Origin of the sequence: Embleya sp. NPDC020630, assembly GCF_044334985.1 — a bacterium.
Classification (GTDB): Bacteria; Actinomycetota; Actinomycetes; order Streptomycetales; family Streptomycetaceae; genus Embleya.
The window spans coordinates 60,327-85,237 of sequence record NZ_JBIRUB010000006.1 but is presented as its reverse complement, the minus strand read 5'-3'; the positions used below and the strand labels follow the sequence as shown (position 1 = coordinate 85,237).

Annotated in this window: 24 protein-coding genes; 11 read left to right on the top strand and 13 right to left on the bottom strand. The window is 71.1% G+C overall.

Features of this window, described 5'->3' with window-relative positions; translation table 11 throughout:
* Positions 1–87: 87 nt before the first annotated feature.
* Positions 88–588 (bottom strand): MarR family winged helix-turn-helix transcriptional regulator, encoded by a 501-nt coding sequence (locus ACH4XV_RS21720; RefSeq protein WP_395792167.1) that lies wholly within the window; start codon positions 586–588, stop codon positions 88–90.
* 223 nt (positions 589–811) lie between these two features.
* On the opposite strand from ACH4XV_RS21720, the gene ACH4XV_RS21715 reads away from it, so the two are divergent.
* From ACH4XV_RS21715 to ACH4XV_RS21705, 3 genes are all read left to right on the top strand, one after another.
* Positions 812–1,903 carry a hypothetical protein gene (locus ACH4XV_RS21715; RefSeq protein ID WP_395792165.1) on the top strand — a complete coding sequence of 364 codons (1,092 nt, stop codon included), beginning with the start codon at positions 812–814 and terminating at the stop codon, positions 1,901–1,903.
* A gap of 70 nt (positions 1,904–1,973) precedes the next feature.
* The gene (locus tag ACH4XV_RS21710) at positions 1,974–2,885 is read left to right on the top strand and encodes a hypothetical protein (RefSeq protein ID WP_395792163.1); all 912 of its coding nucleotides are present in this window, start codon (positions 1,974–1,976) and stop codon (positions 2,883–2,885) included.
* Entirely contained in the window at positions 2,882–4,909 is a 2,028-nt protein-coding gene (locus ACH4XV_RS21705; RefSeq protein WP_395792161.1) for a hypothetical protein, read from the top strand. The genes ACH4XV_RS21710 and ACH4XV_RS21705 overlap by 4 nt, the downstream gene beginning before the upstream one ends.
* A 44-nt stretch (positions 4,910–4,953) precedes the next feature.
* Here ACH4XV_RS21705 and ACH4XV_RS21700 read toward each other — a convergent pair whose 3' ends face one another.
* The 3 genes from ACH4XV_RS21700 to ACH4XV_RS21690 all read right to left on the bottom strand — a co-directional run bounded on the left by ACH4XV_RS21700 (position 4,954) and on the right by ACH4XV_RS21690 (position 7,520).
* On the bottom strand, positions 4,954–5,775 hold the full coding sequence (locus tag ACH4XV_RS21700) for an ABC transporter permease (protein WP_395792159.1): 822 nt from the start codon (positions 5,773–5,775) through the stop codon (positions 4,954–4,956).
* Between the two features lie 7 nt (positions 5,776–5,782).
* Complete coding sequence (locus tag ACH4XV_RS21695; protein WP_395792157.1) at positions 5,783–6,757, bottom strand: ABC transporter ATP-binding protein; 975 nt, start codon at positions 6,755–6,757, stop codon at positions 5,783–5,785.
* Between the two features lie 118 nt (positions 6,758–6,875).
* Entirely contained in the window at positions 6,876–7,520 is a 645-nt protein-coding gene (locus tag ACH4XV_RS21690; RefSeq protein WP_395792155.1) for an HNH endonuclease family protein, read from the bottom strand.
* Positions 7,521–7,784: 264 nt separating this feature from the next.
* Between ACH4XV_RS21690 and ACH4XV_RS21685 the strand changes: the two genes are divergently transcribed.
* Positions 7,785–8,534 (top strand): hypothetical protein, encoded by a 750-nt coding sequence (locus tag ACH4XV_RS21685; protein ID WP_395792153.1) that lies wholly within the window; start codon positions 7,785–7,787, stop codon positions 8,532–8,534.
* A 22-nt stretch (positions 8,535–8,556) separates the two neighbouring features.
* On the opposite strand, the gene ACH4XV_RS21680 is transcribed toward ACH4XV_RS21685, so the two are convergent.
* Together ACH4XV_RS21680 and ACH4XV_RS21675 are read right to left on the bottom strand one after the other, a co-directional pair.
* Entirely contained in the window at positions 8,557–9,492 is a 936-nt protein-coding gene (locus ACH4XV_RS21680; protein ID WP_395792151.1) for a LysR family transcriptional regulator, read from the bottom strand.
* A 54-nt stretch (positions 9,493–9,546) separates the two neighbouring features.
* Complete coding sequence (locus ACH4XV_RS21675) at positions 9,547–10,173, bottom strand: TetR/AcrR family transcriptional regulator (RefSeq protein WP_395792149.1); 627 nt, start codon at positions 10,171–10,173, stop codon at positions 9,547–9,549.
* Between the two features lie 70 nt (positions 10,174–10,243).
* Between ACH4XV_RS21675 and ACH4XV_RS21670 the strand changes: the two genes are divergently transcribed.
* Positions 10,244–11,137, top strand: coding sequence for an NADP-dependent oxidoreductase (locus ACH4XV_RS21670; RefSeq protein WP_395792147.1), 894 nt, complete (start codon positions 10,244–10,246; stop codon positions 11,135–11,137).
* Between the two features lie 99 nt (positions 11,138–11,236).
* Here ACH4XV_RS21670 and htpG read toward each other — a convergent pair whose 3' ends face one another.
* Positions 11,237–13,168: a molecular chaperone HtpG gene (gene htpG, locus ACH4XV_RS21665; protein ID WP_395792145.1), complete on the bottom strand. Its 1,932-nt coding sequence runs from the start codon at positions 13,166–13,168 to the stop codon at positions 11,237–11,239.
* Between the two features lie 243 nt (positions 13,169–13,411).
* On the opposite strand from htpG, the gene ACH4XV_RS21660 reads away from it, so the two are divergent.
* The 4 genes from ACH4XV_RS21660 to ACH4XV_RS21645 all read left to right on the top strand — a co-directional run bounded on the left by ACH4XV_RS21660 (position 13,412) and on the right by ACH4XV_RS21645 (position 16,473).
* Positions 13,412–13,666 (top strand): hypothetical protein, encoded by a 255-nt coding sequence (locus tag ACH4XV_RS21660; protein WP_395792143.1) that lies wholly within the window; start codon positions 13,412–13,414, stop codon positions 13,664–13,666.
* Positions 13,600–13,995, top strand: coding sequence for a hypothetical protein (locus ACH4XV_RS21655; RefSeq protein ID WP_395792141.1), 396 nt, complete (start codon positions 13,600–13,602; stop codon positions 13,993–13,995). Before ACH4XV_RS21660 ends, ACH4XV_RS21655 begins: the two co-directional genes overlap by 67 nt.
* Positions 13,992–14,498 carry a hypothetical protein gene (locus ACH4XV_RS21650; RefSeq protein ID WP_395792139.1) on the top strand — a complete coding sequence of 169 codons (507 nt, stop codon included), beginning with the start codon at positions 13,992–13,994 and terminating at the stop codon, positions 14,496–14,498. The genes ACH4XV_RS21655 and ACH4XV_RS21650 overlap by 4 nt, the downstream gene beginning before the upstream one ends.
* A gap of 340 nt (positions 14,499–14,838) precedes the next feature.
* Positions 14,839–16,473 carry an alpha/beta hydrolase gene (locus ACH4XV_RS21645; protein WP_395792924.1) on the top strand — a complete coding sequence of 545 codons (1,635 nt, stop codon included), beginning with the start codon at positions 14,839–14,841 and terminating at the stop codon, positions 16,471–16,473.
* 57 nt (positions 16,474–16,530) lie between these two features.
* Here the strand turns inward: ACH4XV_RS21645 and ACH4XV_RS21640 are convergent, their stop codons facing one another.
* Positions 16,531–17,160 (bottom strand): alpha-ketoglutarate-dependent dioxygenase AlkB family protein, encoded by a 630-nt coding sequence (locus ACH4XV_RS21640; protein ID WP_395792137.1) that lies wholly within the window; start codon positions 17,158–17,160, stop codon positions 16,531–16,533.
* Between the two features lie 250 nt (positions 17,161–17,410).
* On the opposite strand from ACH4XV_RS21640, the gene ACH4XV_RS21635 reads away from it, so the two are divergent.
* Both ACH4XV_RS21635 and ACH4XV_RS21630 read left to right on the top strand, forming a co-directional pair.
* A complete protein-coding gene (locus tag ACH4XV_RS21635) occupies positions 17,411–17,719 on the top strand; it encodes a DUF1778 domain-containing protein (RefSeq protein WP_395792135.1) in 309 nt (102 codons plus the stop codon).
* A 20-nt stretch (positions 17,720–17,739) separates the two neighbouring features.
* Positions 17,740–18,108: a fic family toxin-antitoxin system, toxin component gene (locus tag ACH4XV_RS21630; RefSeq protein WP_395792133.1), complete on the top strand. Its 369-nt coding sequence runs from the start codon at positions 17,740–17,742 to the stop codon at positions 18,106–18,108.
* Positions 18,109–18,116: 8 nt separating this feature from the next.
* Here ACH4XV_RS21630 and ACH4XV_RS21625 read toward each other — a convergent pair whose 3' ends face one another.
* The 5 genes from ACH4XV_RS21625 to ACH4XV_RS21605 form a co-directional block, all read right to left on the bottom strand.
* The gene (locus tag ACH4XV_RS21625) at positions 18,117–19,517 is read right to left on the bottom strand and encodes a hypothetical protein (RefSeq protein ID WP_395792131.1); all 1,401 of its coding nucleotides are present in this window, start codon (positions 19,515–19,517) and stop codon (positions 18,117–18,119) included.
* Positions 19,514–20,794 (bottom strand): CHAT domain-containing protein, encoded by a 1,281-nt coding sequence (locus ACH4XV_RS21620; RefSeq protein WP_395792129.1) that lies wholly within the window; start codon positions 20,792–20,794, stop codon positions 19,514–19,516. The genes ACH4XV_RS21625 and ACH4XV_RS21620 overlap by 4 nt, the downstream gene beginning before the upstream one ends.
* Positions 20,794–22,245 (bottom strand): hypothetical protein, encoded by a 1,452-nt coding sequence (locus ACH4XV_RS21615; protein WP_395792127.1) that lies wholly within the window; start codon positions 22,243–22,245, stop codon positions 20,794–20,796. The genes ACH4XV_RS21620 and ACH4XV_RS21615 overlap by 1 nt, the downstream gene beginning before the upstream one ends.
* A gap of 77 nt (positions 22,246–22,322) precedes the next feature.
* Complete coding sequence (locus ACH4XV_RS21610) at positions 22,323–23,657, bottom strand: hypothetical protein (protein ID WP_395792125.1); 1,335 nt, start codon at positions 23,655–23,657, stop codon at positions 22,323–22,325.
* Between the two features lie 178 nt (positions 23,658–23,835).
* Positions 23,836–24,792, bottom strand: coding sequence for a hypothetical protein (locus ACH4XV_RS21605; protein WP_395792123.1), 957 nt, complete (start codon positions 24,790–24,792; stop codon positions 23,836–23,838).
* Between the last annotated feature and the right edge of the window lie 119 nt (positions 24,793–24,911).

Here is a 24,911-nt window from a genome sequence, read left to right as displayed (position 1 = left end):
CCCGAGGCGATGTATCTGCTCCAACAGTATCTGCTCTGTCAGGTATTCCCTGGATCGGTCGACCCGGTAAGCGCCGGCGACCGTCGGCTAGCGCAGGCGCGGCAGCGCGTCGCGGGCCGAGTGGGACAGGATGCGCAGGCACTCCATGAACTGTTCCCGGGCCTCCTCGGGCAGCGGGGCCAGGAAGTGGCGGCGGATGTTCTGCACGTGGAGTCGACTGGCCCGCACCACGACGTCCCGGCCGTGCGCGGTGAGCCGTACCAGCTTGCCGCGGCGGTCGGCGGGGTCGTCGGTGCGCGCCACCAGGCCGGCCGCCTCCATGCGGTCCACCAGGCGGGTCATCCCGCCCGTGGTCAGGACCCGCTCCTGCGCGATCGCGCGCATCGCCATGCCGGCGCCCCCCGCCCGGCCCACGATCAGCAGCACCTCGTACATCAGGTGACTGATCCCGAACTCCTCCTCGATCGCGCCGCCGAGCAGGTACTCCAGCCGCCCCGCCGCCCCCTGCAACCGCCCGAACGCGAGCACCAGCTCGTCGTTCGCGGCATCCTGCGCCGACTCGATCCCGGCGCCGTCGTCCTCGCCCACGCCCCGCACCCTTCGCTCGCCCGACCCGACTCCCACGACGATCATCGCGCCTCCGAGATCATCGCCTCTCCCACTCCCGGCCGGCGCCGTGGCTCGGCGCGGGGACGGCCCCGCGCGTTCAGTCGAACGAGGGATGGCATCGCGCTGTCGCGCGCCCTCACGCTGGAGGTCGACAACGGGGCCGGGCCCGGGACGCAGCGGCGGAGAGGCGGGCGGGTGCAACATGACCGCGCGTAGGGACTTCCTCGGATCCGTGACGGCCGTCGGCGCCTTGACATTCCTCGGCGGGATCGGCGCCGCGGCCCCGGACGCGGGCGATCCGGGGCCGGATCCGGCCGGCGCCGAACTGCGGGCCCGCAACACGATCGTCGCGATCGACGGCTGCACGCAGCACCACTACGACACGCTGCGGGCCGGGCTGATCCCGCACCTCGGTCCGGTCGTCGTCGTGGAGAACGACTCCCGCGGCGGCCTGTTCACTCTCGTGCACGACGGCCGACGGGAGTCCCTGTGGCCCGTCTCCGACATCTTCGAACTGGCCAAGTCGATCGCCCACGTGCCGTTGGGCATCTTCTCGATCCTCGCGCCATACCTGGATCGGCGAATCCCGAATCTGCCCGGCACCGCGCGCCTGGACCGGCACGACGTGGACATGGTGGCGTTCAAGAGCCCCGGTACGAACGAGTGGATCGCTCCGCTTCGGGCTTTCGGCGCCACCCTGGCCGATGCCCGACGGCAGCTCGACGATGCGCGTCTGCCCGGTCGGCTCGCCGGGGCGAGCGGGCAAATCCTGGACGCGGCGCTGGAGTTCATCGTACAAGCGACCGGCCGTGCCGCCTTCGACATGCGGTCGTTCGAGGACTTCACCGGCGGCCTGGGCGAGGCCATCGCCACCAACATCGAGTACGCGGCGCGGGCGCAGATCGACGGCGTGACCGAGCTGATGAACCGGTGGCGGGACGAGGTCGGCCCCGGCGGTTGGCCCGGCCTGTACGTCGTCGTCCTGTCGATCTGGACCACGTCCGCCCTGAACCAGAACTCGATCATCGTCAAACGGTTCATGGACCCCGCGACGGCCGACTCGCACCTGATCGACGTCGCGACCGCCCAGCCGCCCACCGACCCGGTCCTCGTCGCGCTCGACAACCTGGCCCGGATTGTGCAGGACAACGTCGCGGCGGAGCTGGTGTTCCCGCACGACCGGCGCTCGGCGGACGCGCTGAAGGGCCGCGAGGACCTGCTCGCCCAGGAGATCCTGCACCAACTGGTCTGCCCCTACCGGGATTCGAGGCGCCCGATGGGCACGGCGCGGTAACCGCCGCTCGTGCCGGGGCGTTGGGCCGAGCCGGCCGGTGTGTCGGAGACAGCCCCTACTGTTGCCCGGCATGGGAGTTGCGTCGCTGGAGCGAATACTGCGTGCGGATCCGGGAGATCTCGGCACCTGGCGGGCCTACGGTGAGCTGTTGCGGGAGCAGGGTGATGCCCGTGGCAGCCTCATCGAGTTGGATCTGCGTCTCGCGAGCGAGGTCCGCGACGACCGACGGCGGGCGCTGCGAGCCGAGATCGAACTCCTGACGCAGGAGCACCGGGAGCGCTGGGACGCCGAACTGCCGGAGGGCGTACAGGCCGTGGCGCGGCTGCACGGCTTCGCCACGAAGGTGGTCGTCGCCTGGGAGCCGGAAGCCCCCGCGCGGATCGCCGAGGCCCTGGCGGGCGGCTTCGTGACCGGACTGCGGATCCGGCCGGGCAGCGCCGCCGAGGAGGCGGACGCCGAATACTTCGACGACGAACCCGACTTCGACGAACACGACATGCCGCTCCCGCCGCCGCCCCACGAGGCGGACGCCCTCGCGGATCTCGACCTCGGCGGAATCCGCGAACTGGACCTCTCGTACTTCCGCTTCGCGGACCCCGGCGCCCGATGCCTCGCCGCGGCGACCTCCACCGGACGGATCGACACGCTCGACCTGCGCTACTGCGGCATCGGCGACGACGGCATGGCGGCCCTGGCCGCCTCCCCGAACTTCGCCCACGTCCGGCGACTGCACCTCCAGCGCAACCGACTCACCGGCGAGGGCGTACGCGAACTGGCCCGTTTCGAGAGGCTTCGGGACCTCGACCTCCGCTACAACCACATCGGCGCCGACGGCGCGCAGGCCCTGGTCGAGGCGCCGTTCGCCGGTTCGCTACGGCGACTGCTCGCCCACCGCCAGGACGTCACCGACGCCGGCGTGCGGATTCTGGCGTCCGCCACCGGGTTTTCGAGCGCACTGCGCAGCTTCTGGAGGAGCGTGTGACCGCCATCGACCTCATCGAACTCCGCGACCGCTTCTTCGCGTTGTCGGCCGGCTCGACGGGCGCGGCCAACCGGGACGATGTGGCCCGCTACCGCGCCGAGGTCGACACGATCGACACCGGAGCGGCCGCCGTCGTCGACGGCTTGGCGGTGTCCTGGCATCCGACGGCACGCTTCAAGGCGGTGCGCTTCGTCGACGCGGAGCACATCGACGCGGCGGTGCGGGAGCGGTTCGCCCGGCCGAGCGCTGAAGTCCCGCACCTGGCCGCCGTGTTCGTGGACCCGCGCGAACTGTCGTTCCGAACCTTCGAGAACATCGTGCCCCTGGACCGCCTCTTCGAGGGTGTCCCGCTGGAGTTCACCCTCGACGAACCGGTGCGACTCGCGCGGGACGCCTACTCGGCACGGCTGCGGTTGCCGGACGCCGCCCGCGCCCGCCTCGAGGGCCTGGACGCGTCGAACCTCTACGTCCCGCCGCTCAACGGCGGCTCCCGTGGCGGCGAACGTTTCATCTTCCACTCGGCGCTCCTGGCCGACGCGCTCACCCAGGCGGTGGCCGGAGGGCTGCCGGAGGCGATGCTCGACGGCTTCTCGCACGTCAACCCGGTATTCCGGTGCAACCGCTTCGAGCCCGGCGACGCCAATTTCCACCGGCATCGGGACACGCCCTACTACGACGCCGCACGTGGGCACGTCTCCCGGTACACGGTGCTGCTCTACCTCACCGGCGGCTCGGGCGAGCCCGCGCTCGACCTGACCGGGGGCGTCGCGCTCACCGACATCGCGGCCTTCGACTGCGTCGTCTTCGACCAGCGGTACGAACACGAGGGCGCGCCCTACCGGGACGGCCGCAAGGTGTTCCTGCGCACCGAACTCGTCTACCACCGGGCCGAGTCCGACATCGCCCACGATCCCGAGATCGGCGCGTTGTTCGGCAAGGCGTGCTACCTGACCGGCGAAAGCGTCTTCGCCCCGGAGCTGGCCCGCTACGCCGACGCCTACTACAACCGTGTCGCCGCCGCGCACTGGAACGTGCCGACCGCCGACGACGCACGGCGCGAACCGTTCGTCCACAAGCGGTTCCGCGGGGTGGACTTCGTCGCGAACGGCTACGACTTCTGGTTCGGGCGGCGCGAGGGGTTGTCACTCGCCGCGTGTGCCGCGATCACCCTCCTCGACTACTTCAACTGCAAGCTCGGCGACACGGCGTTCCGCGAAACGTGCGAGTCGGTCGTGATCGAGGCCGAGGACGCGGACTGGATCCCCGCCTTCCTCGCCGAGCAATGGGGCTTGGTCCAGGGCGAGTTCGCGGAAGCACGCCCCGGGGACGCCGTCGCGCCCTTCGACAAGTCCCTGCTCTTCCCCGAATCGGAGGAGTCGAACGGCGCCTGCTGTCCGTTCCACGACTTTCTGAGCTTCGATGCCACGCGCCTCGGCGAGATCGTCGAACTCAACGAGGCGGCACAGGACTTCGCCAAGGCGCACATCATGCCCGCGCCGATCCTGATGCTCGGCCAGGACGTGGTTCTGGATCCGGAGAAGTTCGTCGTCCGGGACAACCGGATCCACGTGCTCGGCAAGGATTCGCTGACCCCGGTGAACTTCGCGGCCTGCTGGAACGCGGGTGGCACGGATACGAATTACCTCGATGTGGCGGCCACGGTCGACGCCGCCCACTTCCTCGTGCCGCCGATCCTCTACACCGAGACGGACGACTGCTTCCATCTGCGGTTCGACTTCTTCCGCAACACGTGGATGGTGAAGCACCACCAACTGCCGGTACCCGTCCCCAGGATCCGCGGCATCGAGGAAATGGACTTCGACCCCGACGAATGGGACGAGCCGGTTGCCGCGGCCGAGGCATACCCCTGGCTGACCGCGATAGACGGCTCACTGCTCATGGACCCCGCGGGCGAACCCCGCCCCACCCCGTGGTGGGCCGACGAGAGCCCCCGCGCAGACGACCTCCACAGCCGGCTCGTGGACGTCTACGAGGATATCGACGACGAGGAGGAGGACGACTGACCCGAGTCCCGTGCCGGGACGGGGCCGGCTCCGGTGCGGTGGGGTCAGGCGTCGCGTTTTTCGAGGAGGAGGGCGCCGAGGAGCAGGAGGATCAGGGTTTCGGCCGCGAAGACCGCGAAGCCCGGCCAGGGTTGGAGCATCTTGTCCGCGGCCTTGACCGACATCACCTGGCTGCCGGCGTTGGCGGGCATCAACTTGGCGATCCAGTCGCCGGTCTTGCCGGGGATCAGGCCGACCACGCCGCCGACCACGAAGATCAGCGCGATGCCCAGGGTGATGGCGCCGGCGGTGTGCCGCAGCAGTACGCCCAGGGCCATGCCGAACAGGCCGAGGACGGCCAGGTACAGGCCCGTGCCGATCAGGGCCCGGATCACGCCGGGATCGCCGAGGGGGACGCCGACGTCCTTGGCGTCGAGCATCAGGTTGGCCAGGAAGTAGCAGCAGAAGCCGGTGACGGCGCCCACCACGAACAGGACCAGGGCCAGCACCACGGCCTTGGCGGTGAGCATCGAGGCGCGCCACGGCACCGCGGTCAGGCTGGTACGGATCATGCCGGTCGAGTATTCGGCCGTCATCGACATCACGCCGAGCACCAGCGCGGCGATCTGGCCGAACGCGACGCCCACGGTGAGCAGATCCGGGGCGTCGTTCTTCTTGCCCTCGGCCACGTGTTTGGCCACATCGCTGGCGGCCAGGCTCGCGATGCCCCAGCTGATCAGCACGCTCACCACGAACAGGGCGAGCAGGGTCCACACGGTCGAGCGTACGGTCTTGATCTTGGCCCACTCGGAGTCCAGGATCCGGCCGAAGGTCAGTCGCGCGCCGGGCGCGACCGCGGTCGGCGCGGCGGGTGCGGTCGTCGTCATCGTGGCCTCATCCGATCCGGTCGGCGACGGACGGCGGACCCCATCCCGGGACCGCCTCGGCGGCGATCTTCGGGGGTGTGCCGCCGGTGTGGTATTCGACGCTGTCGGCGGTGAGCCGCATGAACGCCTCTTCGAGCGAGGCCTCGACCTTCGCCAGCTCATGCAGGAACACCCCGTTGTGCCCGGCGAGATCACCGACCTGATCGGTGGTCACGTCCTGGACCAACAGCGCCCCCGCCGGGTCCCGGTTCACCTGCCAGCCCGCCGCCGCGGCGAGTTCGGCGAGCCGATCCGCCTGCGGCGAGCGCACCTTCACGTGGCTGACCGAGTTCTCCGCGATGAACTGGGCGACGCCCGTGTCGGCGAGGATCCGCCCGCGCCCGATGACCAGGAGGTGGTCGGCGGTCAGCGCCATCTCGCTCATCAGATGCGAGGAGACGAAGACCGTGCGGCCCTCGCCGGCGAGGCGCTTCATCAGGTTGCGGATCCACAGGATTCCCTCGGGGTCGAGCCCGTTCACGGGCTCGTCGAACAGCAGCACCCGGGGATCGCCGAGCAGCGCCCCGGCGATCCCCAGCCGCTGGCCCATGCCCAGCGAGAAACCGCCGGAGCGCTTCTTGGCGACCGAGGTGAGGCCGACGGTGTCCAGGACCTCGTCCACGCGGGTGAGCGGGATGCCGTTGGACTTGGCCAGGACGACCAGGTGGTCCCGGGCGGTTCGGCCGCCGTGCAGCGCCTTGGCGTCGAGGAGCGCGCCGACCTCCACCATCGGCGCGCTCAGGTCGCGGTAGGCCCGCCCGTCCACCGTGACCCGACCGGCACTGGGTCGGTCCAGGCCCAGGATCATCCGCATAGTGGTGGACTTCCCGGCGCCGTTGGGTCCGAGGAACCCGGTGACTCGTCCGGGGTGGACCTCGAAGCTGACGTCGTCGACAGCCGTCTTCGCGCCGTACCTCTTGGTGAGGCTTTCCGCAACAATCATCGATATGTGCCGCTTTCTCCTTGGGCGGTCTACATGATCGCTTCTGTCGCGGAAATCCGCATCCGCAGTGTGGGAAACGGGTGAACGGGCGGCCGGGGCGCCGGTTCGCGGCCCGTGATCAGCAGGCGTTGAGGATGGAGGTGAGGGCGCTCTTCTCGCTGCTGTCGACAGTGAGCGCGTAGTCGTGCTTGACCTGGACCCAGGCGCGGGCGTACGTGCAGCGGTAGGAGGCCTGGGGCAGCCATTCGGCGGGGTCCCGGTCGCCCTTCGAGCGGTTGGACGAGGCGGAGACGGCGATGAGTTGCGGGTCGTTCACGTCGTTGGCGAACGTGCGGCGACGCGTGGTGGTCCAGGCCCAGGCGCCGGAGGCCCAGGCCTCGGACAGCGGTATCAGGTGGTCTATGTCGAACGTCGACGGGTCGGTCGTGACGACGTTGTCGTAGGCGCTGGTCCAGGTGCCGGACGTGGCGGTACAGGCCGAGTTCGTGGTCACGCCCATACCGTCGCGCTTGAGTATCCACTCGCGGGTGTCGCAGGTCCCGGAAATGGTGATCCAGGTCGGGAACAGGCTGCGGTCGTAGCTGTCGCCGTGGGTCTCGGCGGTGGCGGACATGCCGGCCAGATACGAGCGGGCGGTCGCGGCGGAGACGGGTGTCGGCAACGCGGCCTGCGCGGGAGTGGTCAGGGTCGAGGTCGCGGCGAGGGCAAGTACGGCGACACAGCCGGTCGTTGCGGCGCGGCGGAACACGGTCGAGGTGGACAAGGTGTGGCCTCCCGAGTGACGTGGTGGCGTCCGGCCCGGACCCGGGCGCGGATCGCGACCAGCGTGCCGGACCCCGAGGGGCCGCCGGGACCCTACGTGGTGTGAACATTCGGTAACCGTGACCACGACGGCGGGTGCCGGCGCCCGCCACTAACCGTCGGCCCCCCGGCGGGCAGCCCGGATTCGGATCCCGCGATGATGTAAGGCAGTTGGCGCCGGTGGGGGCCGTGGGTGATGGGGAGTCAGTTGTTCAAGCGTGTGCGGATGCGGTCGGCGCGGAACGCGGTGGGGACTGCGGGGATCGTGTTGATGCTGGTCGCGGGATGTGCGGAAACCCCGGATCCTGCGGGGAGTTCACAGGACGAGACGGCGAGCGATGTCGCCGGCGACAACTCGACGCTCAGCGATCGGGTGTTGTACACGCGCGTTTCGCTCGCCGCGATGCGGGTGCGGACCGTGCATCTGCGGGGTGTGATCCGGGTGAAGACACGCACGGTGCGTATGGACATGCGGATCGACCTCGGCTCGAAGGCCTTCACCGCGACCGTCGAGGAGGTCGGCGTCGGGGTGTTCGATGTGGTCGGGACCGGCTCCGAGGTGTACCTCAAGGGGGATGCCGGGACCTGGAGCCGGATGAAGCCGGAACTGGCCGAGCGCCTGACGGACAAGTACGTACGGCTGCCCTCGGACAGCCCGTTCGTCACCGAACCGGACCGGATCAAGGACCTCGCCGACATGCGCGAGTTGGCCGAGGCCGTCCGCGACGGTGAGCGGCATCGCGACGCCGAGGTGGACGGCCGGCGGATGATCGTGCTCGGGGGGCACGACGACACCTTGGGCGACGTGCTGCTGTACATCCCCGCCGAGGGGACCGCGCTCCCGGCCCGGATGACCGTGGGGGAGGGGGCGGATAAGGGCATCACGCTCGACTGGCTCGACTTCGATCAGCCGGTCGTCGCCCGCCGCCCCGATCCGGACCGCATCGTCGAACTCGCGCCCGGGCAGCGTGTTTGAGGGTGTGTGCCGGCCGGTGGGTTCAGTGGGGGCGGGCCCAGTCGGGGGTCCAGGTTCCGGGGGCGTCGGGTGTGGAGGCCGTGTCGGCGAGGTGGGTGCGGAGGGTTGCCAGTGCGGGGTGGGGGTTGCCGCGTCGCCACAGGAGTGAGTGGGGGTAGACGGGCATCGGGTCAATCACCGGGATGCGGCGCAGGCCGTGGTCGGTGGGCCAGACCAGGCGGGTGTCGCCGCCCATGAAGGTGGCCAGGGCCGGGGTGTCCGCGACGGTGTCGAGGAGTGCGTCGGCACCGAAGTTGGGGCCGGTCGCCTCGATGGTGAGCCCGAACTCGGCGACGAGGTCGTCGTAGTAGGCCGCCCACTCGGTGCCGGGGACGATGCCGGGCATCCAGATCCGATGCCCGGCGAGCTCGGTGAGCGGCACCGAGCGGGCGCCGGCCAGCACGTGTGCGGGGCCGGTGAGGAGTTGGAGCGGCTCGTCGAGCACCCGGGCGGACTCGATGTCGTCGGGGAGCGGCCGGCCCGGCATGGTGACGGCGCGGAAGGACGCGTCGATCGCACCGGACCGGATGGCGGCGATGGCCGTGTCGATGCCGAACAACATCACCACGTCGAGCTCGACCTCGGGATGTGCCCGATGGAAGCCGCGAAGCAGGCCCGACGCCGCGCCGCGTGAGGTGAGTACGTCCACGCGCAGCGGGCGGCGGCCGATGCGTACGGACTCGACGGCCCGTTCGGCGACGCGCAGCAGCTCTCGGGCGTGGGGCAGGAACGCCTGTCCGTCGATGGTGAGTTCGGCGCCGCGCGGGGTGCGGGTGAACAGTCGTACGCCGAGGGTGCGCTCCAGCGCGGCGATGCGCTTGGAGACGGCCTGCTGGCTGACCGCCAGCTCGGCGGCGGCCTCCTGGAACTGCCCCGCCTCGGCGGCGGTGACGAAGGTCCGGACGGCGTCGAGGTCCATGCGGACACCCTATGGGTACAACCATTGGTTGTGGCGCGGTGGTCCGACGTTTGTTCAAGCCCCGGGTGTGCCGACTGCGGTGTGCCAACCGATCGCTGATCGGTTGTACGGGAAGGTGACCTCCCAGGCCGCCTCGATCATCCGGAAGATCTCATCCACCGCGGCGTCCGGATCGGCCGCTTCGCGGGCCAGCGAATGGGCATCGGTCACGAACCTGGCGATCGTCCGGCAGGCCGTGGTGCCCGGCGGCAGGTCGAGGTCGGCGGCGATGGCGGCGGCCAGCGATTCGGCGTGGCGCAGTCGCATCGACTCCTCGTATTCGCGCAACGCGGGCGTCGCGTCGATCATCCGCCAGGTCGGGGCGGCGCCCTCCGACGCGCAATGGCGCACCATGGCCCGCATCTCGCGCCGCAACGCGGGGACGATCGGCTCGTGCGGCTCCCGGTCGGTGACCGCCCGGGCGAGGCGTTGTTCGAAGTCCTCGTCCCGCTCGAACACCAGGGCCTCCTTCGAGGCGAAGTGCGAGAAGAGCGTGGTGACGGCCACGTCGGCCTCGGCGGCCACGTCACGGATGCCCACCGCGTCGTATCCGCGCTCCAGGAAGAGCCGCAGGGCGGTGTCGGCGATGTTCTGGCGGGTCGCGGCCTTCTTGCGTTCGCGGCGGCCGACGGGCTCGGTCATGGCCCGATGCTATCAGGTATCAGACTGCAACAGTTTCAAAACACTAACCGTTAGTGCTACGGTCCACGGCATGAGGAAAGTGAGCTTCGCCGAGTTCGGCGGTCCCGATGTTTTGCACCTGCTGGACGCCGAGGAGCCCCACGCGGGCCCCGGCCGGATACGCATCGCCGTACGGGCGGCGGGGGTGAACCCCGTCGACTGGAGGATCCGCGAAGGCCAGAAACTCTCGGCCCATCCCATCGAGCTGCCCGCCGGTGTGGGGCTGGACGCCGCCGGGGTGGTGGACGAGGTCGGCGAAGGCGTCGAGGGGGTCGAGGTCGGCGACCACGTGTTCGGCGAAGGGTCGGACACCTACGCCGAGTTTGCCGTGATGTCGGCCTGGGCCCGGATGCCGGAGGGGCTGAGCTTCGAGGAGGCGGCCGGATACCCGTCCGTGGTGGAGACCGCGCTGCGCATCATCCGCGAGGTCGGTGTGGAACCCGGGCAGACGCTGTTGGTCAGCGGCGCCTCGGGGGGAGTGGGCTCGGCGGTGTTGCAGATCGCCCGCGATCGCGGCATCGCGGTGATCGGTACGGGCAGTGCCGCGAACCAGGATTATCTGCGCGGCCTGGGCGCGGTCGCCACGACGTACGGCGAGGGCTGGGTCGAGCGGGTGCGCGGGCTCGGCCGGGCCGACGCGGCGCTCGATCTGGCCGGCGCGGGAGTGATTCGCGAACTGGTCGAGCTGACCGGCGATCCGCGCAAGGTGATCTCCATCGCCGATCTCGGCGCGCCGGACCTCGGAGTGCGCTTCTCCGGCACGGCCGGCAGCGTGCCCGACGCGCTCGCCGAGGCCGCCGACCTCATCGCCCGGGGAAGGCTGCACATCCCGATCGAGAAGTCTTACACCCTCGCCGAGGCCGCGGCGGCACACGTCGACAGCCAGGCAGGCCACACCCGCGGGCGCCGAGTCATCCTCATCTGAGGCCCCGCCCCGGCCCCCACGCGCGCGGCGGGCGATCGGGTGGGCTGGATGCGACCGGCCGGGCCCGGGTGGGTCCGGCCGGTCGCGCCCCAGGGTGGGTTACAGGCCCCTGGCCAGGTGGTTGGTCAGGAGGCGGGTGAAGCGGGCCGGGTCGGGGAGATCGCCGCCCTCGGCCAGCAGGGCGCCGCCGTAGACGAGTTCGACGATTTCGGCGAGTGCCGGATCCTCCGCGTTCGTCGCGTGGGCCGAGCGCAGGGCCGTGATCAACGGGTGCGTCGGGTTGAGTTCCAGGATGCGCTTGACCGGGGGCATCTCCTGGCCCATCGCCCGGTACATCTTCTCCAGGGTCGGCGTCATGTCGTGGGCGTCGCCGACGATGCAGGCCGCCGACGTGGTCAGCCGGGACGACAGGCGCACCTGCTTCACCTGCTCGGACAGCGTCGTGGTCAGCCACGGGAGCAGGGCCGCGAAGTCCTCCTCGCGCTTGGCCTTGTCCGACTCGGCCCCGTCGTCGCCGTCGGCGGGCTCGTCGAGGTCGACCTGCCCCTTGGCGATGGACTGCAGCGCGTGGCCGGCGAACGCCGGGACCTGGTCGACCCAGACCTCGTCGACCGGGTCGGTGAGGATCAACACCTCGTACCCCTTGGCGGCGAACGCCTCCATGTGCGGGGAGTTCTCCACCATCGCCCGGGTCTCGCCGGTCAGGTAGTAGATCGCGTCCTGACCCTCCTTCATACGCTCCACGTACTCGCGCAGCGTGGTGGTCTTCTCCGGGTCGTGCGTGGAGGCGGCCGACACCAGCTCCAACAGCGCCTCGGTGTTGTCGGTGTCCTCGAGCAGGCCCTCCTTCAGCGCCCGGCCGAACTGCGCCCACAACTTCGTGTAGCGCTCGCCGTCCTTGGCCTGCATGTCCTTGATCGCGCCGAGGACCTTCTTCACCAGGCGCCGGCGCACCCCGCGGATCTGCCGGTCGTGCTGCAGGATCTCGCGGGAGATGTTCAGCGACAGGTCGTGCGCGTCCACGACACCCTTGACGAAGCGCAGATAGTTCGGCATCAGCGCTTCGCAGTCGTCCATGATGAACACCCGCTTGACGTACAGCTGTACGCCGCGCTTCGTCTCGCGCGAGAACAGGTCGAACGGGGCCTGCGACGGGATGAACAACAGCGCCTCGTACTCGAAGTTGCCCTCGGCGCGCATGTGGATCGTCTCGGCCGGGTCGAGCCCGTCGTGGCTGATCTGCTTGTAGAACTCCGCGTATTCGGCCTCGGTCACCTCGCTGCGCGGCCGGGCCCACAGCGCCTTCATCGAGTTGAGCGTGTCGACGCCGTGCGTGGTGACGCCGTCGGCGTCGGTCCGCTCCGTCGCCATCCGGATCGGCCAGCGGATGAAGTCCGAGTACTGCTTGACGATCTGCCGGATCTTCCACTCGGACAGGTAGTCGGCGAGCCCGTCCTCGTTGTCGGCGGCCTTCAGGTGCAGGGTGACCGAGGTACCCACGGGCAGGTCGTCGACGGCCCGGATCTCGTAGGTGCCCTCGCCGTCGGACTCCCACGCGGTGCCCGAGTCGGTGCCCGCGCGCCGGGTGCGCAGAGTGACCTTGTCGGCGACCATGAACGCCGAGTAGAAGCCGACGCCGAACTGTCCGATCAGGTTCTGCGCCGCGGCGCCGTCCTGGGTCTCCTTGGCTTCCTTGAGCTTCTCCAGCAGACCGGCGGTGCCGGACTTGGCGATCGTGCCGATCAGTTCCACGAGGTCGTCCCGGCTCATGCCGATGCCGTTGTCGCGCACGGTCAGCGTGCGGGCGTCCTTGTCGACGGCCAAGGCGATGTGCAGGTCGGACGTATCCACCTCGAGGTCGGAGTCGATCAGCGACTCCAGTCGCAGCTTGTCCAGAGCGTCGGAGGCGTTGGAGATCAGCTCACGTAGGAAAATGTCCTTGTTGGAATAGATCGAATGGATCACCAACTGGAGCAACTGCCGGGTCTCGGCCTGGAATTCCAACGTCTCGACACTGCCACCCGTGCCCACTCTGAGGTCTCCTTGTCTCGCTGTCGTCAGATCGGCGTGGTCTCAGCCACGACACGATATGGCGGAGCGCGCGGACCCGTCCACACGACGCGCGTCCCCCGGGCGGGTCCACGTCACCGCCGGGCTTGCCCGACCGCGTTTTCCTTCGAAAGGGGGGTTTGGCGAGCTTTCGCAGGCTTTCGCCGCACCGTGGCGGTGACCCTCGAAGCGGTGAGGCGGGTTCGTGGCGCAAGGAGGCCGGGCATGGCGATCGGTACGGTGGTCTTCGTGGTTTCCGAGGCTTCGGACGGGGCCGATGCCGCAGCGGAGCAGTTTCGGCGGATCGCCGCCGAGATCCGGAACCAGGGCTTCGAGGTGCGGTGGGCCCGGGACGGGGTCGAGGCCGAGGCGGTGTTGCGGAGCGAGGCGGGGCCGGCCGCCGCACTGGTGTCGTGGGACCTGCCCGGCGCCGAGCAGACCACGAAGGAGACGGCCGGCGCGGCGGTGTTGCGTTCCTGAAGTCCCGGGTCGGGCGGGCGTTCTTCGACTACTTCGGCGAGCAGCCGTTTCGCAGCGACCTGTCCATCTCGGTCGGCGAACTGGGTTCGCTGTACGAGCATTCGGGCCCGATCGGTGCCGCCGAACGCAACGTCGCCCGGATCTTCGGCGCCGACCGCACCTACTTCGTGCTGCACGGCGACTCCACCGCGAACCGCATGGTCGGGCACTACTGCGTCACCCACGACGAGATCGCGCTCGTGGACCGCAACTGCCACAAATCCGTACTGCACGGCCTGGTCGTCTCCGGTGCCCGTCCGGTACACCTGACCCCGACCCGCAACGGATGACGGACTTCAAGGCGCTGTACGACGACAACGCGCCGCTGACCGCCGTACTGCCCGACGTCGTCGCGCAGTTCCCGGGCCGCTACGCCGAGCAGGGGCTGCGGGAGTTGTGCCGGGACATGCACGACCACCCGCGCGGGGCGAACCTGGTCGAGCTGTTGGACACCGCGTTCCGGGACCTGCCGGTGCCGGTGGCGCCGCCGCAGCGGTGTTGTCGCGAGCTGGTCCGGGGCGGTACCCAGCGGGTGGCGTTGGCCGAGGCGGCCGGGCGGGTGGCGGCGGCCATGGTCACCGTGACACCGCCGGGCATCGCCGTCCCGATGCCCGGGGAGAGCATCGGCGCCGCCGACGGCCCGCTCCTGCGCTACCTCGGCGCCCTTGAAGCGTTCGACCGGCACTTCCCCGGCTTCCACAGCGAAACCCACGGCGTCGTCGTCGACCCGGAGAACGGCGACTACCGCATCGAGTGTGTGCACCCGGACCGGGAAAACGCCCTGGGCGGCTGAACCGCCGGTCGGCGACCGGCGATTGTAGGGGGCGACACGCGTAGGCGGGATTGGCCGGGCCCACGAAGCGGGAGACCGCTCGTCGTGCGGTCGGCCAATGTCCGACCCTGGACACGTTCGTAGGGTCGTGCTCGTTCATACGAGGCATCCGCGCGTCCCCCCACCCGCCCCGCCGGATTGCGGACTCTGCCGCCGCCCGTGCCGCCGCACGTCGATCCGTTCCGTGCCGGGACGCGGGTCGACACGCGGCGACGCGTCGCCTCGACAGTGCGCCGACAACCGTGACGGGGGCGGGAGTTCGGGTACGTCTGCGGATCTGACTCCGGAGACGAGCATGACGATGACGTCAGCGCACCGAACGAGTGAACACCACCCCGACGCGGCGACCGCGACGGCGAGAACACCCCATCGGCGCACCCGTCCCGCGCGCCGAGTCCTGGCGGTGGGCCTGGCCCTCGCCGCGTGTCTGGGCGCGATATCCGCGACGGCGTCTGCGGCCGAGGTCGACGACACCGACGGTGCGGCGAACTCCGGTGCCGGACTGGAGCGTTACCACCACCAACGGCTCGACTGGCGCAGTTGTGTCCTGGGCCCGGACGACGCCGTGGGCCAGGGGCTCGAACGGGGCGGCGCCCGCTGCGCGGACGTGACCGTCCCGCTCGACTACGCCAACCCCCGGGGCCGGACGATCACCGTCGCGATCTCGCGGATCCGAGCCACCGACACCCGGCACCGGATCGGTACGATGCTGACCAACCCGGGCGGCCCCGGCGGCGCGGGCCTCGACATGACCGTGGACCTGCGTACCGCGATGAAGGAGGTCGGCGCGCGCTACGACCTGATCGGCATGGATCCGCGCTTCGTCGGCCGCAGTACGCCGCTGGACTGCGGATGGCCCGTAGGCACCAACCTCTTCTCGGCCGGCCTGAGTCGGGCGAGCTTCGATCGTCAGGTCGCGCTGCAGAAGGATCTGGCCGACCGGTGCCGGGCGACCAACGCGGCGGTACTGCCGTACATCAGCACCCGCAACACCGCCCGCGACATGGACGTCGTGCGGGCCGCGCTCGGCGAGCGGCGTGTGTCCTACTTCGGCTATTCGTACGGCACCTACCTCGGGACGGCCTACTCCCAGATGTTCCCCGGCCGCGTCGACCGCGTCGTCCTGGACGGCGCGCTCGACCCGCGCCGCTACGGCCCCCGGGTGTTGCGCGGCAGCGAGGACGAGAACGATCGGGCGGTGTCCGACTGGGCGGCCTGGACCGCGCTTCGGGACGACACCTACCATCTCGGCCGCACCCGGGCCGAGGTGCTGGCCACGGTGACCCGCGTCCTGGAGGCGTCGGCGCGCGACCCGCTCGTCGTCGGCACCGCCCCGGAGGTCTTCCGGCTGGACGACAGCCGGGTCGGGCTCGTGTTGCTGATGGAAAACGCGGACGACACCGACGCGGCGCGGACGGTGTTCGCCGCCGAGGTGGCCACCCTGGCCAGGGCCGCGGCGGGGCAACCGGCGCCGGTTTCGGCCGACTTCGCGGGTAAACTGCGGATGTTCCTGACCGGCGACGGCGGACCCACCGGCGCCCAGACCGCCATCCTGTGCGGGGACGTGGCCGCGCCGAGCGATCCCGAGGTGTACTGGCGCGACATAGAGTCGTCCCGCGCCGCGCACCCGCTGTACGGGCCGTTCACCAACAACATCGTGCCGTGCGCCTTCTGGGACGCGCCGCGCGAGGACCCGGTGCGGGTACGGCGCGACGTGCCGATGCTGATCGTGGCCGCCGACGGCGACCCGCGGACCCCGTACGCCGGCAGTGTGGCGCTGCACACGTTGTTGCCGAGTTCCCGGCTGCTCACCCTCCAGGGGGCCAACCGGCACGCCGTCTACGGGCTCTACGGCAACTCCTGCGTGGACGACCGGGTCAACGACTACCTGGCCACGGGCCGACTGCCGAGGACCGACCGCACCTGCGTCAAGTAGCCGAGAGTCGAGTGCCCCGTCGGCCCGAGGTCGGCGGGGCACTGTGCCGCGCCCCGCTCAGCCGACGCCGTGTGGGCGGAACTGGATGCTGATGCGCGGTCCCGTCGCCCTGGCCGTCTTGGGGATCGCGTGCTCCCAGGCGCGCTGGCAGGAGCCGCCCATCACGATCAGGTCGCCGTGTCCGAGCGGGCGGCGCAGCACCGGCTCGCCGCCGCCGCGCGGCCGGAGCAGCAGATCGCGCGGCGCGCCGAGGGACGCGATCGCGACCATCGTGTCGGCGTGCGCGCCGCGGCCGTCGCGGTCGCCGTGCCAGGCGACGCTGTCCCGGCCGTCGCGGTACAGGCACAGGCCGACGCTGACGAACGGCTCACCCAGTTCCGCCGCGTAGTGCTCGGAGAGCCGGTCGCGTGCCTCGGCAAGGGCGGGGTGCGGCAGCGGGTCGGCGGCGCGGTAGTAGGCGAGCAGCCGGGGGACGTCGACGACCCGTTCGTACATCAACCGTCGCTCCGCCCGCCAGGGAACCGTCTCGGCGAGCGCGGCGAACAGCGTGTCGGCGCCGCTCACCCACCCGGGCAGCTCGTCGATCCACGCCCCGTGCCCCAACACGGTGCGGCGCAGCCCGCGCGGGGGGCCGACGCGGACGACGTCGCCCTGGTCGAAGAGCGAACCCTGGAGTGAGCCGGACATTCCACCACGATACCCCATCGACCCGAACGTCTGTTCGAACAAGCGAAACGCGACCCCGCCGGCGGTCGACCGGCTCCCACCGGGGCCGGGGTTGCGTAGCGCCCGGCGGCCGTGCGTCGCGGTTGCGGTAGACGACGTACGGGCTGCTCCGCATGCCGGGGTGCGGAGCGTGGTCGGGCCGGGTGCCGACGCTCACCGGCTTCGCGCAACGGCCTGCGGTGGCGATGGCCCCAGTAGTACCATGGGGGTCATGAGTGATCCGAAAGCCATAAATCTCCGCTTTCCGGACCCGGCGCAGCGAGCCGCGATCGCCGCGGCCGCCAAGGCTGAGGGGGTCAGCATGCAGGAGTACATCCTGGGTGCCGCCTATGCACGGGCGACCGCCCTCGAAAACCGCTTCATCGACGCATTCCGCGCGTCGATGGCCCGCAGCGGCGATGCGTTCGCCGCCGCGGCCGGCGATGCCGACCCCACGCCGGAATACCGAGCCGCAGAGCGTGAAGCCGCAGCCGAGTTGGAGTCCGAGTCCGCCGCGCCCAAGCGGGACCACGCCGCGTGAGTGACCCGCAACGACCGCACATGGATGTCGCGTTCCTGCTGCACGTCGCCGAACTCCTGCCCGGTGACCCCCAGGTTGATGACCTCGGCCCGCTCTACGCCGCGATCGGCCGCGTGCAGGCTCATGCGATGGACCGCGATGTCTATGGGTCCGACCACCTGAAGGCCGCCGCGCTCCTGCACACCCTGGTTCGACTGCCCTGCCTCGAACACTCCAACGAGGCATTCGCGTGGCACGTCACCGAAGCCTTTCTTTCCCTGTGCGGTCATCAGCTCGACTACCCGCCGAAGGAAGCCGTCGTCCTGGTGAACGAAGCCGCCCACAATACGATCGGCATCCGCCACATGGCCCGCCGCCTACGGGACTGGACGACGACCCCGCCCTCCTGAACCGGGCGTCAGCCGGTGGGGTTCAGGGGTGGTAGGGCGATCGTGGGGTCGCCGAGGAGGACCAGGCTTTGGCGGTCGAGGGCTGCCACGCGGAGTCTGGTGAGGGTTTCGCGGACCGAGGTGTCGCCGTTGGCCAAGGCGTCGCGCAAGCGGGCCCAGCGGGTGTGCAACTCGCCGACGTCGGCGCGGTATTCGGCCAGCGCCAGGCCCAGCGGTTCGCCCGCGTACAGCCGGCTGGACAGCGCGGAGACCAGGCGGCCGCCGAGGCCCTGGCCGGTGTCGTCGACGCGCAGGGTCCAGCTGAACGTCGGCTCGACGTGGCCGAGTACGGCCCGCACCGGCTTTTCCCGGCCCAGCAGTTCCAGCGGTGCCGGGGCCACCATCGTGCCCAGCCCCGCGACCGCCTCGACCGTACCGAGCGCGGAGCTGCCGACCGGAAGCAGCCCGGCGTAGAAGCTCTCACCGGCCGCACCGGCCGAGCAGCACGCCTGGGCGTACCACACACACCCGCCCGGAACGCCGTCGCACAACGTGCGCAGCGGCACGGTGGTGTGCGTGCCGTCCACCGGCAGCCCGAGCGTCGCGCGCATCGCGATGGGATCGCCGAGCGGACCGGTGCGGCCGTGGCTGGAGGTGGCGAGCAGCCCCGGGCGCAGCTCGGCGAGGGCGCCCACCAGCGCGTCGCCGGTCGCCTCCGCCGCGCTGACGTCGCGGAACCCGGCCAGCGGGGGCGGGGTGAGCCGGGCCGCCAGCGGCGCGGCGATCACCGCGCGCATCAGCGCCGTGATGTCCAGCGGGCCGTGGTCCACCGTCCAGGTCACCGCCCGGTCGGTCCGTGCCTCGGCGCCGGCCCAATCCGCGAGCAGCGCCCGGATGTAGTGGGCGAGCGCCTCCCCGGCCAGGGGGATGCGCCCGACCAGATGCCTGGTGCCCAGCGTGTACTGCACGGACCACGGGATCACCTCGGGGCCGCCGATGATCGCCACGTACTTCGGGAGCCGACCCCGCCCGGTCCCGAACTCCGAGAGCCCGATCGCCGGTTCCTGGGGCGGGTCGGCGGCGAAGTACCGGCGCAGCAGGTGGTCGGGCAGATCCGGGCTCCAGCGCAGCACCACGGTGCCCGGCCGCGCCGCCAACAACTCGCGGACCGGTTCGGCCGCGTCCTCGCCGGCCGCCTTCGCCGCGTCGGACACCTGCGGATCGGTACTGTCCGGCAGCAGGATTCCATAGCCGACGTCGGCCGAACGCCAGTCCCGCCGATCGGCCGGGGCCGCGAACGGGAGCACCGCCTGGGAGTGCGGCATGCCGCCCCTTCCGGCACCCCACGACGCGGCGACGGCGTCGATCGTGGCCTGCGCGACCTCGTCCCCGGTCCAGGCGTCGAGCTGGATGTCCGCCGGCAGCGTCATCGGCCCGCCTCCGCCAAACGCGCCCGCAGGTCCGCGATCAGCGCGTCCACCTGGGCCAACAGCGCCGGATCGGTGGTGGCCGGATCCAGGGTCGCCCGGAAACGTTCGTGCGTGTCCAGCCGCCCCTGGAGGTTCGCCAACTCGGACGAGTCCGCGGCCGAACTCGCCGCGATCCGCAGCGGGTCGTCCTGGAGGTAGAGCACCGGGTCCGACCACGCGTCGGTCTCGGCCGGATCGTCCCGGGCCAGTGCCTGGCGCGGGGCGGTGAAGGTGGCCGCCCAGTCGATCTCGTGCTCGCCCGGATCCTTCAGCGTGCCGCGCACGGTGGCGAGCACTTCCGGATACAGCGCCGCGCAGAACCGGTCCGTGTCGTTCAGGTCGATCAGCCGGCGCATGCCCGCGACCGCCGGCAGCCCCTGCGAGACGAGGTCGTGGGCGAGCGAGAGCGTGTCGGAGGTCTGCGCCGTCTGACACGCGCCCAGGACCACCAGCCACGGCGCGCACGGGATCAACGCGACCACCAGGTCCGGCAGTTTCAACTGCACCGAGCCGACGGGCTCCCCCGCGTCGAAGTCGGCGGTGTGGGCGAAGGCCAGCGTTCGTACACCACCGGCCGCGCCACCATGACACAGCAGGTGCACGAGGTGCGGCTTGGCCGCGGTGATCCGCTTGGCCAACTCCGGTGCGGTGCCGGGGAGTACGTCGGCGGTGACGTCGGGGCGTCCGGCCGCCGCCACGCGGTCGAGCACGGCCCGTTCGGCGCTGATCACGTGCAGCCGGGTGTCCAGCGCCCGCGCGTCGGGCAGCGCGCAGGCCGCGAGCAGCGCCTCCAGCTGGGACACGCCGGTGCGGCCCGCCGCGGACAGCACGGCGACGATGCGCAGCGGCGGGGTGAACGTGCGGCGATCGACGGGGCTGCGGATGGCGGCGATGCGCACGATCGGCCAACGCGCGTCGAGCGTGATGAACCCCTGTGCGGTGGAACGCAGTTGCTCCCATGGCAGCTGGTCGGCCAGGTTCGAGACCATGTGCAGGTACAGCGGCGTCGGTCCGGCGGCGGGCGGTTGGGCGAGGGCGGCGCTCAGGCCCTGACTGACCGCCGGATGCCGGCACAGCCGTTTCAGCAGCGCCTCGCCCCGGCTGGAGGCGGTACCGCCGGGATCGGAGACGTCGGTGACCCGATTGGCGCCGAGCCCCGGGATGTTGGCGGGCGCCTCGCGCAGTTTGAGCACGGTGCGCTCGTTCCCCAGCGGTTCGAAGCCGAGCACGGTGCGCATCACGTCTCCCGGATATGTTCGTCGACGAGCGCGCGCAACTCGGCGATGGCCTGGCCGACTCCCAGGTCGTACGCCTGTTTGGCGGCCGGGGTCTCGCCGGAGACGCCGGCGGTGCGGACCAGGGAGGCCACCTGGTTCTCGATGTAGCGCGTGGACGAGGCGACCCACATCGGCACCGAGTCGGCGTTCGCGTAGTGCGCGGTGATCTCGTCGCCGCCGGCCATGCCGAGAGCGTCGGGCAGGACCTCGGCGCTGCTCGTCGAATCCGTGATCGGCGCGCGCCCGCTGAGCCAGGACATCCCGGGTGACTCCGGATCCGGCCACGGGTCCCGGAGCGCGGCGTCGACGAACTCGGGCTGGAGGTATACGAACAGCGACGGATCACGCGGGATCGGGACCGCGCCCGGGTCACCGGCGACGAACGCGTGCGCCTGGGCCAACGCGTATCCGGCGGGATCTTGCGCCAGCGAGCTGTAGATCGTCGGCCCGGCGCGGCGCAGGCCGATGTGGTCGGCCATCATGCGGATCGCCGAGTCGCACGGATTGTCCGGCGGTGAACCGAGGGACAGTACGGTCGCCCCGACGCGGTCCGCGAGGCGCCGTACCCGGTCGGCGGTGACGAACGCGCGGGTGGACCGGTCGGTGCCCGTCGCGGGATCGGGATTGACCGAAAGCACCGGTCGGATGCCGTCGAACGTGCCGTCGGTGACGATGTGCAGGGCCCGCACCGCCTTGCCGTCGAGTCCGCCGGCGATCCAATTGCCCCACAGCGGCGGGCCGGTGGCCGGGCCCGGGCCCTCGGGGCGCGGCGGACCGGACCGGGCGTAGCGCTGTGCGCCGTCGGGGTCGTGGACGTGGATCAGGTTGCCATCGCGCCCGGTCGACAACAGCGCCCGCAACGCCTGTTCGCCACCCCGCTCGGTGAACACGTGCACGTCCACCCGGCCGGCGACGCAGGCGCGCAGTGAGGAGACGAACGCCGAGAGGTACCCGGCCACCCACGGCGCGTCCGGCGCGGTGGACAGCGCGACCGCCACGGTCCATGCCCGCCCCGGATCGGATCCGGGCGGCAGGCGATCCGGCACCCGGACCAGCGGCCGGCCGGTGGCGGCGACGAGGGCGCCCTCCCACGGCACGCCGCCCAGGTGGCCGTAGGGCGGGACCAGCCGCAACCAGAGGGCGGTATCCGCCGGGAACTCGGCGCCCAGGCAGCGCACGACGCCCTCGACCAGATCGTTCGGCACGGTCGGGTCGTGCGGGGGTTCGACACCTTCCGAGAGCCCGAACCCGCCGTAGTCGAATTCGCCGCGCCAGTGTGTCTTCGTGCTCCCCGGCGTCGCGCCCGAAGGAAAGCCGAGCAGCTCGAGCGTCACGATCGGCGACGCGCGCCCGAGATCGAGCCGCACCCGAAGCATCGCCAGGTGCCACTTCTCGACGGTGACCTCGGACATCACGACTCCTTCGATGCGGGCGGCGAACCGCGGCCTCCCGGCGGCTGGGCCGCGGGCGGGTCGGCGGATCCGGTTGCTCAGTCCGGTCCGGCCAGGGCGTGCATGGCCCACCACGTCGCCGGATTGCTGACGTCGCCGTGGCCGGAGATGGCGGGATGCCCGTCGATCCGGACCCCGCCGTCGACGGCGATCACCCGGAGGCCGCCGCCGAGGTCGTAGTGCTCCGAGCCGGGAACGGCGGCGGATCGCCGGGTGGAGATGGCGTCGACACCGGCCGGGCCGAACCCGCCCAGTGCGCCGTACAGTTCGGGATCGCCGATCGCGGCGACGCCCGGTTCGCCCAGCTGACTGCCGCGCATCGCGAGGTGAAAGAACCTGGTCAGCGGATCGTCGAACGCGGAGAACGTGGTGAGCAGCGGCCGGTCCACCAGATCGAGGGCCGCGTGGTAGCCCCCGGAGCGGCCGGTGCCGGCGACGTCGGCAGCGAGGCACCAGCGGTTGACGGCCGCCTGAAGCAGCAACATGGACCGGGCGGGACGGGTCGGCGCGGCGGCCACGAGCGCCGACAACACCACCTTCGCGCCGAACGAGTGGCCGACCAGGTGCAGTCGCACGCCGCTCTCGCGCAGGATGTGCGCGACGAGCGGCCCCACCCCCTTGGCGCCCACGTCACCCGCACGGGCCTTCATCGTCCACACCGTCGCGGCACGCAACAGGCTGCGCGGATCGAAGCCGCCGCCCGCGACCTGCAGGCCCGGCGCGGCCGGGTGCGCGACGCCGAAATCGTCCGGGGCGGCGGGTGGGGCCGAGGCTCCGCCGCCGTCCAACGCCGCCCAGACGTCGAGGAATTCCTCGGCGGTGGGTGGCGGTGAGCCGTCGTCCGGATCGCGCCCGGCGCGCAGCGAGCCGAGCACGATCTCGGCGGCCCGGCGCGCGTCGTCGACGTCGATCGTGGTGCGACCGTCCGTCAACTCGACGAACTCCGGGTCGGATTCGCTCTTCAGGGCGCCGGTGACCAGGCCGAACATCTCCTCGACCTGCCGGGCCTGGGGACCGTCGGGATCCGGTTCGGCGGCGATGTCGGGGCCCGCCTCCCACGGCATGACGAAGCTCGTGGAGGGCCAGATGACGCCGATCAGCAGCGGTTTGTATTCCGGTGGCAGCGGGAGGGCGAACTGCCGCCGCTGCTCGATGAACCCGTTGACGAAGCTGCGATAACGGTCGAGGGCCTGCGCGAACACGTTGTTCCAGCCGTGCGAGAACAGGAAGACGTCGCTCGCCCCGGCGAGCCGGTCCTTGATCTCCTGCTCGGCGACGGGGCTGCGCAGCGCGCCGTCGCGGTCGTAGCGAAGGAGGTAGAGATCCGCCGTCGAGCCCCCTTCGAGCGGAAACTGTTGAAAAGGACCAGACATCGTCCGGCTCCATGTCCGTGCGACAACGGCGCGTCCGTACGAGTGCGGAGCGCTCTTGCTTCCATGCTTCCCCTCCCCCCGAGCCCCGGCAAGCGGGGACGGACCGGGTCGGGACCGGTCGTCCGGGGGCGCGGGGTTGTGCGGTTCGGCCGGGCCGCGGGGGCTGTTTTGGGTGGGGTCAGCCGGTGTTGTGGGTCAGAAGGCCTGTGGCTTGTGGCGGTGTGTTGCCGGTTGGGAAGGTTGTGTAGTAGTCGTACTTGAGTTTGTTGCCCGGGACCTTGCTCAGTACGACCCAGCCGCCGCGCGCGCAGCGTTGCTTCGGGTTGCGGACGATGTCCTCGCGCAGGACGATCCGGTCGGCGCGGATGGCGGCGCGGTCCTCGGTCTCCAGGGTCAGGGTTCCGGAGCAGTTGCCGGGGTAGTCCGACTCGCCGACGACGGTTTTGGCCCTGCCCACGTGGAGCCGCAGGCCGACGGCGAACGTGGCGGTACCGACGGCGCTGCCGCGCCAACTCGCGGCGAAGTCGGCCGGCAGTTGGCGGGTGGTCGGCTGCGCGGTCGGGCGCGGGCTCGTGCTCCTGCTCGGCCCGGAGCCGGTGGGCAGCGGAGCGTCCGGCGGCCTCGTGGCCGACCCGGCGCTCGCACGCGCGCTCGCGCTCGCGCCGCCGTCCGGGGAATCGATCGTGATGGTGGTTCCGGGGTCGGCCTCCAGCAGCACTCGCCCCGGCGAGAACTCCTGGACCACCCTGCCCTCCAGCGTCACCCGGAGCCCCTTCGCGGCGGTGACGCGGTAGACGTCCTCCTTGACCCGACCGTCCTCGCGATGCCGGATCACCACGACGAGTTCGCTCCCGGCGGTCGCCACCTTCCTCGAGTAGTCGACGCCACCGTCGACGCCGAACGTGCCCGCCGGGGTGACCCAGCGCGCCCCGAGCGACACCGAGATCTTCCCGCGCGTCGAGATGGAGAACTTGATCGGACCGATGGCGTAGCCGAGCACCGGATCGTCGAGACCCACCTTCCGCTCGCCGTCCTCGTCGAATCCCAGGTAGCCGCACGAGGTGGCGCCGAACAACGCCATCACCGTGCACACCGTGACCAGTCCCGCCCGTGTCCCGACCCGCCGCACCCGCATCGCGTTCCTCCCCCGAGAACACCCGCCGTGGAGTCGAGTATGCGCCCGAAATCGGCCGAACACGGGGAAACCGTCTCGATGGGGACACGCGGGTGTCGCCCGGCGGGAAATCCGCCGGG

What these genes read in the sequence shown, in the direction of transcription:
- ACH4XV_RS21715 (WP_395792165.1), top strand. Translation starts at nt 812, where the DNA reads ATGACCGCGCGTAGGGACTTCCTCGGATCCGTGACGGCCGTCGGCGCC.
- ACH4XV_RS21710 (WP_395792163.1), top strand. Translation starts at nt 1,974, where the DNA reads ATGGGAGTTGCGTCGCTGGAGCGAATACTGCGTGCGGATCCGGGAGAT.
- ACH4XV_RS21700 (WP_395792159.1), bottom strand. Translation starts at nt 5,775, where the DNA reads ATGACGACGACCGCACCCGCCGCGCCGACCGCGGTCGCGCCCGGCGCG.
- ACH4XV_RS21695 (WP_395792157.1), bottom strand. Translation starts at nt 6,757, where the DNA reads ATGATTGTTGCGGAAAGCCTCACCAAGAGGTACGGCGCGAAGACGGCT.
- ACH4XV_RS21685 (WP_395792153.1), top strand. Translation starts at nt 7,785, where the DNA reads ATGCGGTCGGCGCGGAACGCGGTGGGGACTGCGGGGATCGTGTTGATG.
- ACH4XV_RS21680 (WP_395792151.1), bottom strand. Translation starts at nt 9,492, where the DNA reads ATGGACCTCGACGCCGTCCGGACCTTCGTCACCGCCGCCGAGGCGGGG.
- ACH4XV_RS21675 (WP_395792149.1), bottom strand. Translation starts at nt 10,173, where the DNA reads ATGACCGAGCCCGTCGGCCGCCGCGAACGCAAGAAGGCCGCGACCCGC.
- ACH4XV_RS21670 (WP_395792147.1), top strand. Translation starts at nt 10,244, where the DNA reads ATGAGGAAAGTGAGCTTCGCCGAGTTCGGCGGTCCCGATGTTTTGCAC.
- ACH4XV_RS21660 (WP_395792143.1), top strand. Translation starts at nt 13,412, where the DNA reads ATGGCGATCGGTACGGTGGTCTTCGTGGTTTCCGAGGCTTCGGACGGG.
- ACH4XV_RS21650 (WP_395792139.1), top strand. Translation starts at nt 13,992, where the DNA reads ATGACGGACTTCAAGGCGCTGTACGACGACAACGCGCCGCTGACCGCC.
- ACH4XV_RS21645 (WP_395792924.1), top strand. Translation starts at nt 14,839, where the DNA reads ATGACGTCAGCGCACCGAACGAGTGAACACCACCCCGACGCGGCGACC.
- ACH4XV_RS21640 (WP_395792137.1), bottom strand. Translation starts at nt 17,160, where the DNA reads ATGTCCGGCTCACTCCAGGGTTCGCTCTTCGACCAGGGCGACGTCGTC.
- ACH4XV_RS21635 (WP_395792135.1), top strand. Translation starts at nt 17,411, where the DNA reads ATGAGTGATCCGAAAGCCATAAATCTCCGCTTTCCGGACCCGGCGCAG.
- ACH4XV_RS21630 (WP_395792133.1), top strand. Translation starts at nt 17,740, where the DNA reads ATGGATGTCGCGTTCCTGCTGCACGTCGCCGAACTCCTGCCCGGTGAC.
- ACH4XV_RS21625 (WP_395792131.1), bottom strand. Translation starts at nt 19,517, where the DNA reads ATGACGCTGCCGGCGGACATCCAGCTCGACGCCTGGACCGGGGACGAG.
- ACH4XV_RS21620 (WP_395792129.1), bottom strand. Translation starts at nt 20,794, where the DNA reads ATGCGCACCGTGCTCGGCTTCGAACCGCTGGGGAACGAGCGCACCGTG.
- ACH4XV_RS21615 (WP_395792127.1), bottom strand. Translation starts at nt 22,245, where the DNA reads ATGTCCGAGGTCACCGTCGAGAAGTGGCACCTGGCGATGCTTCGGGTG.
- ACH4XV_RS21610 (WP_395792125.1), bottom strand. Translation starts at nt 23,657, where the DNA reads ATGTCTGGTCCTTTTCAACAGTTTCCGCTCGAAGGGGGCTCGACGGCG.
- ACH4XV_RS21605 (WP_395792123.1), bottom strand. Translation starts at nt 24,792, where the DNA reads ATGCGGGTGCGGCGGGTCGGGACACGGGCGGGACTGGTCACGGTGTGC.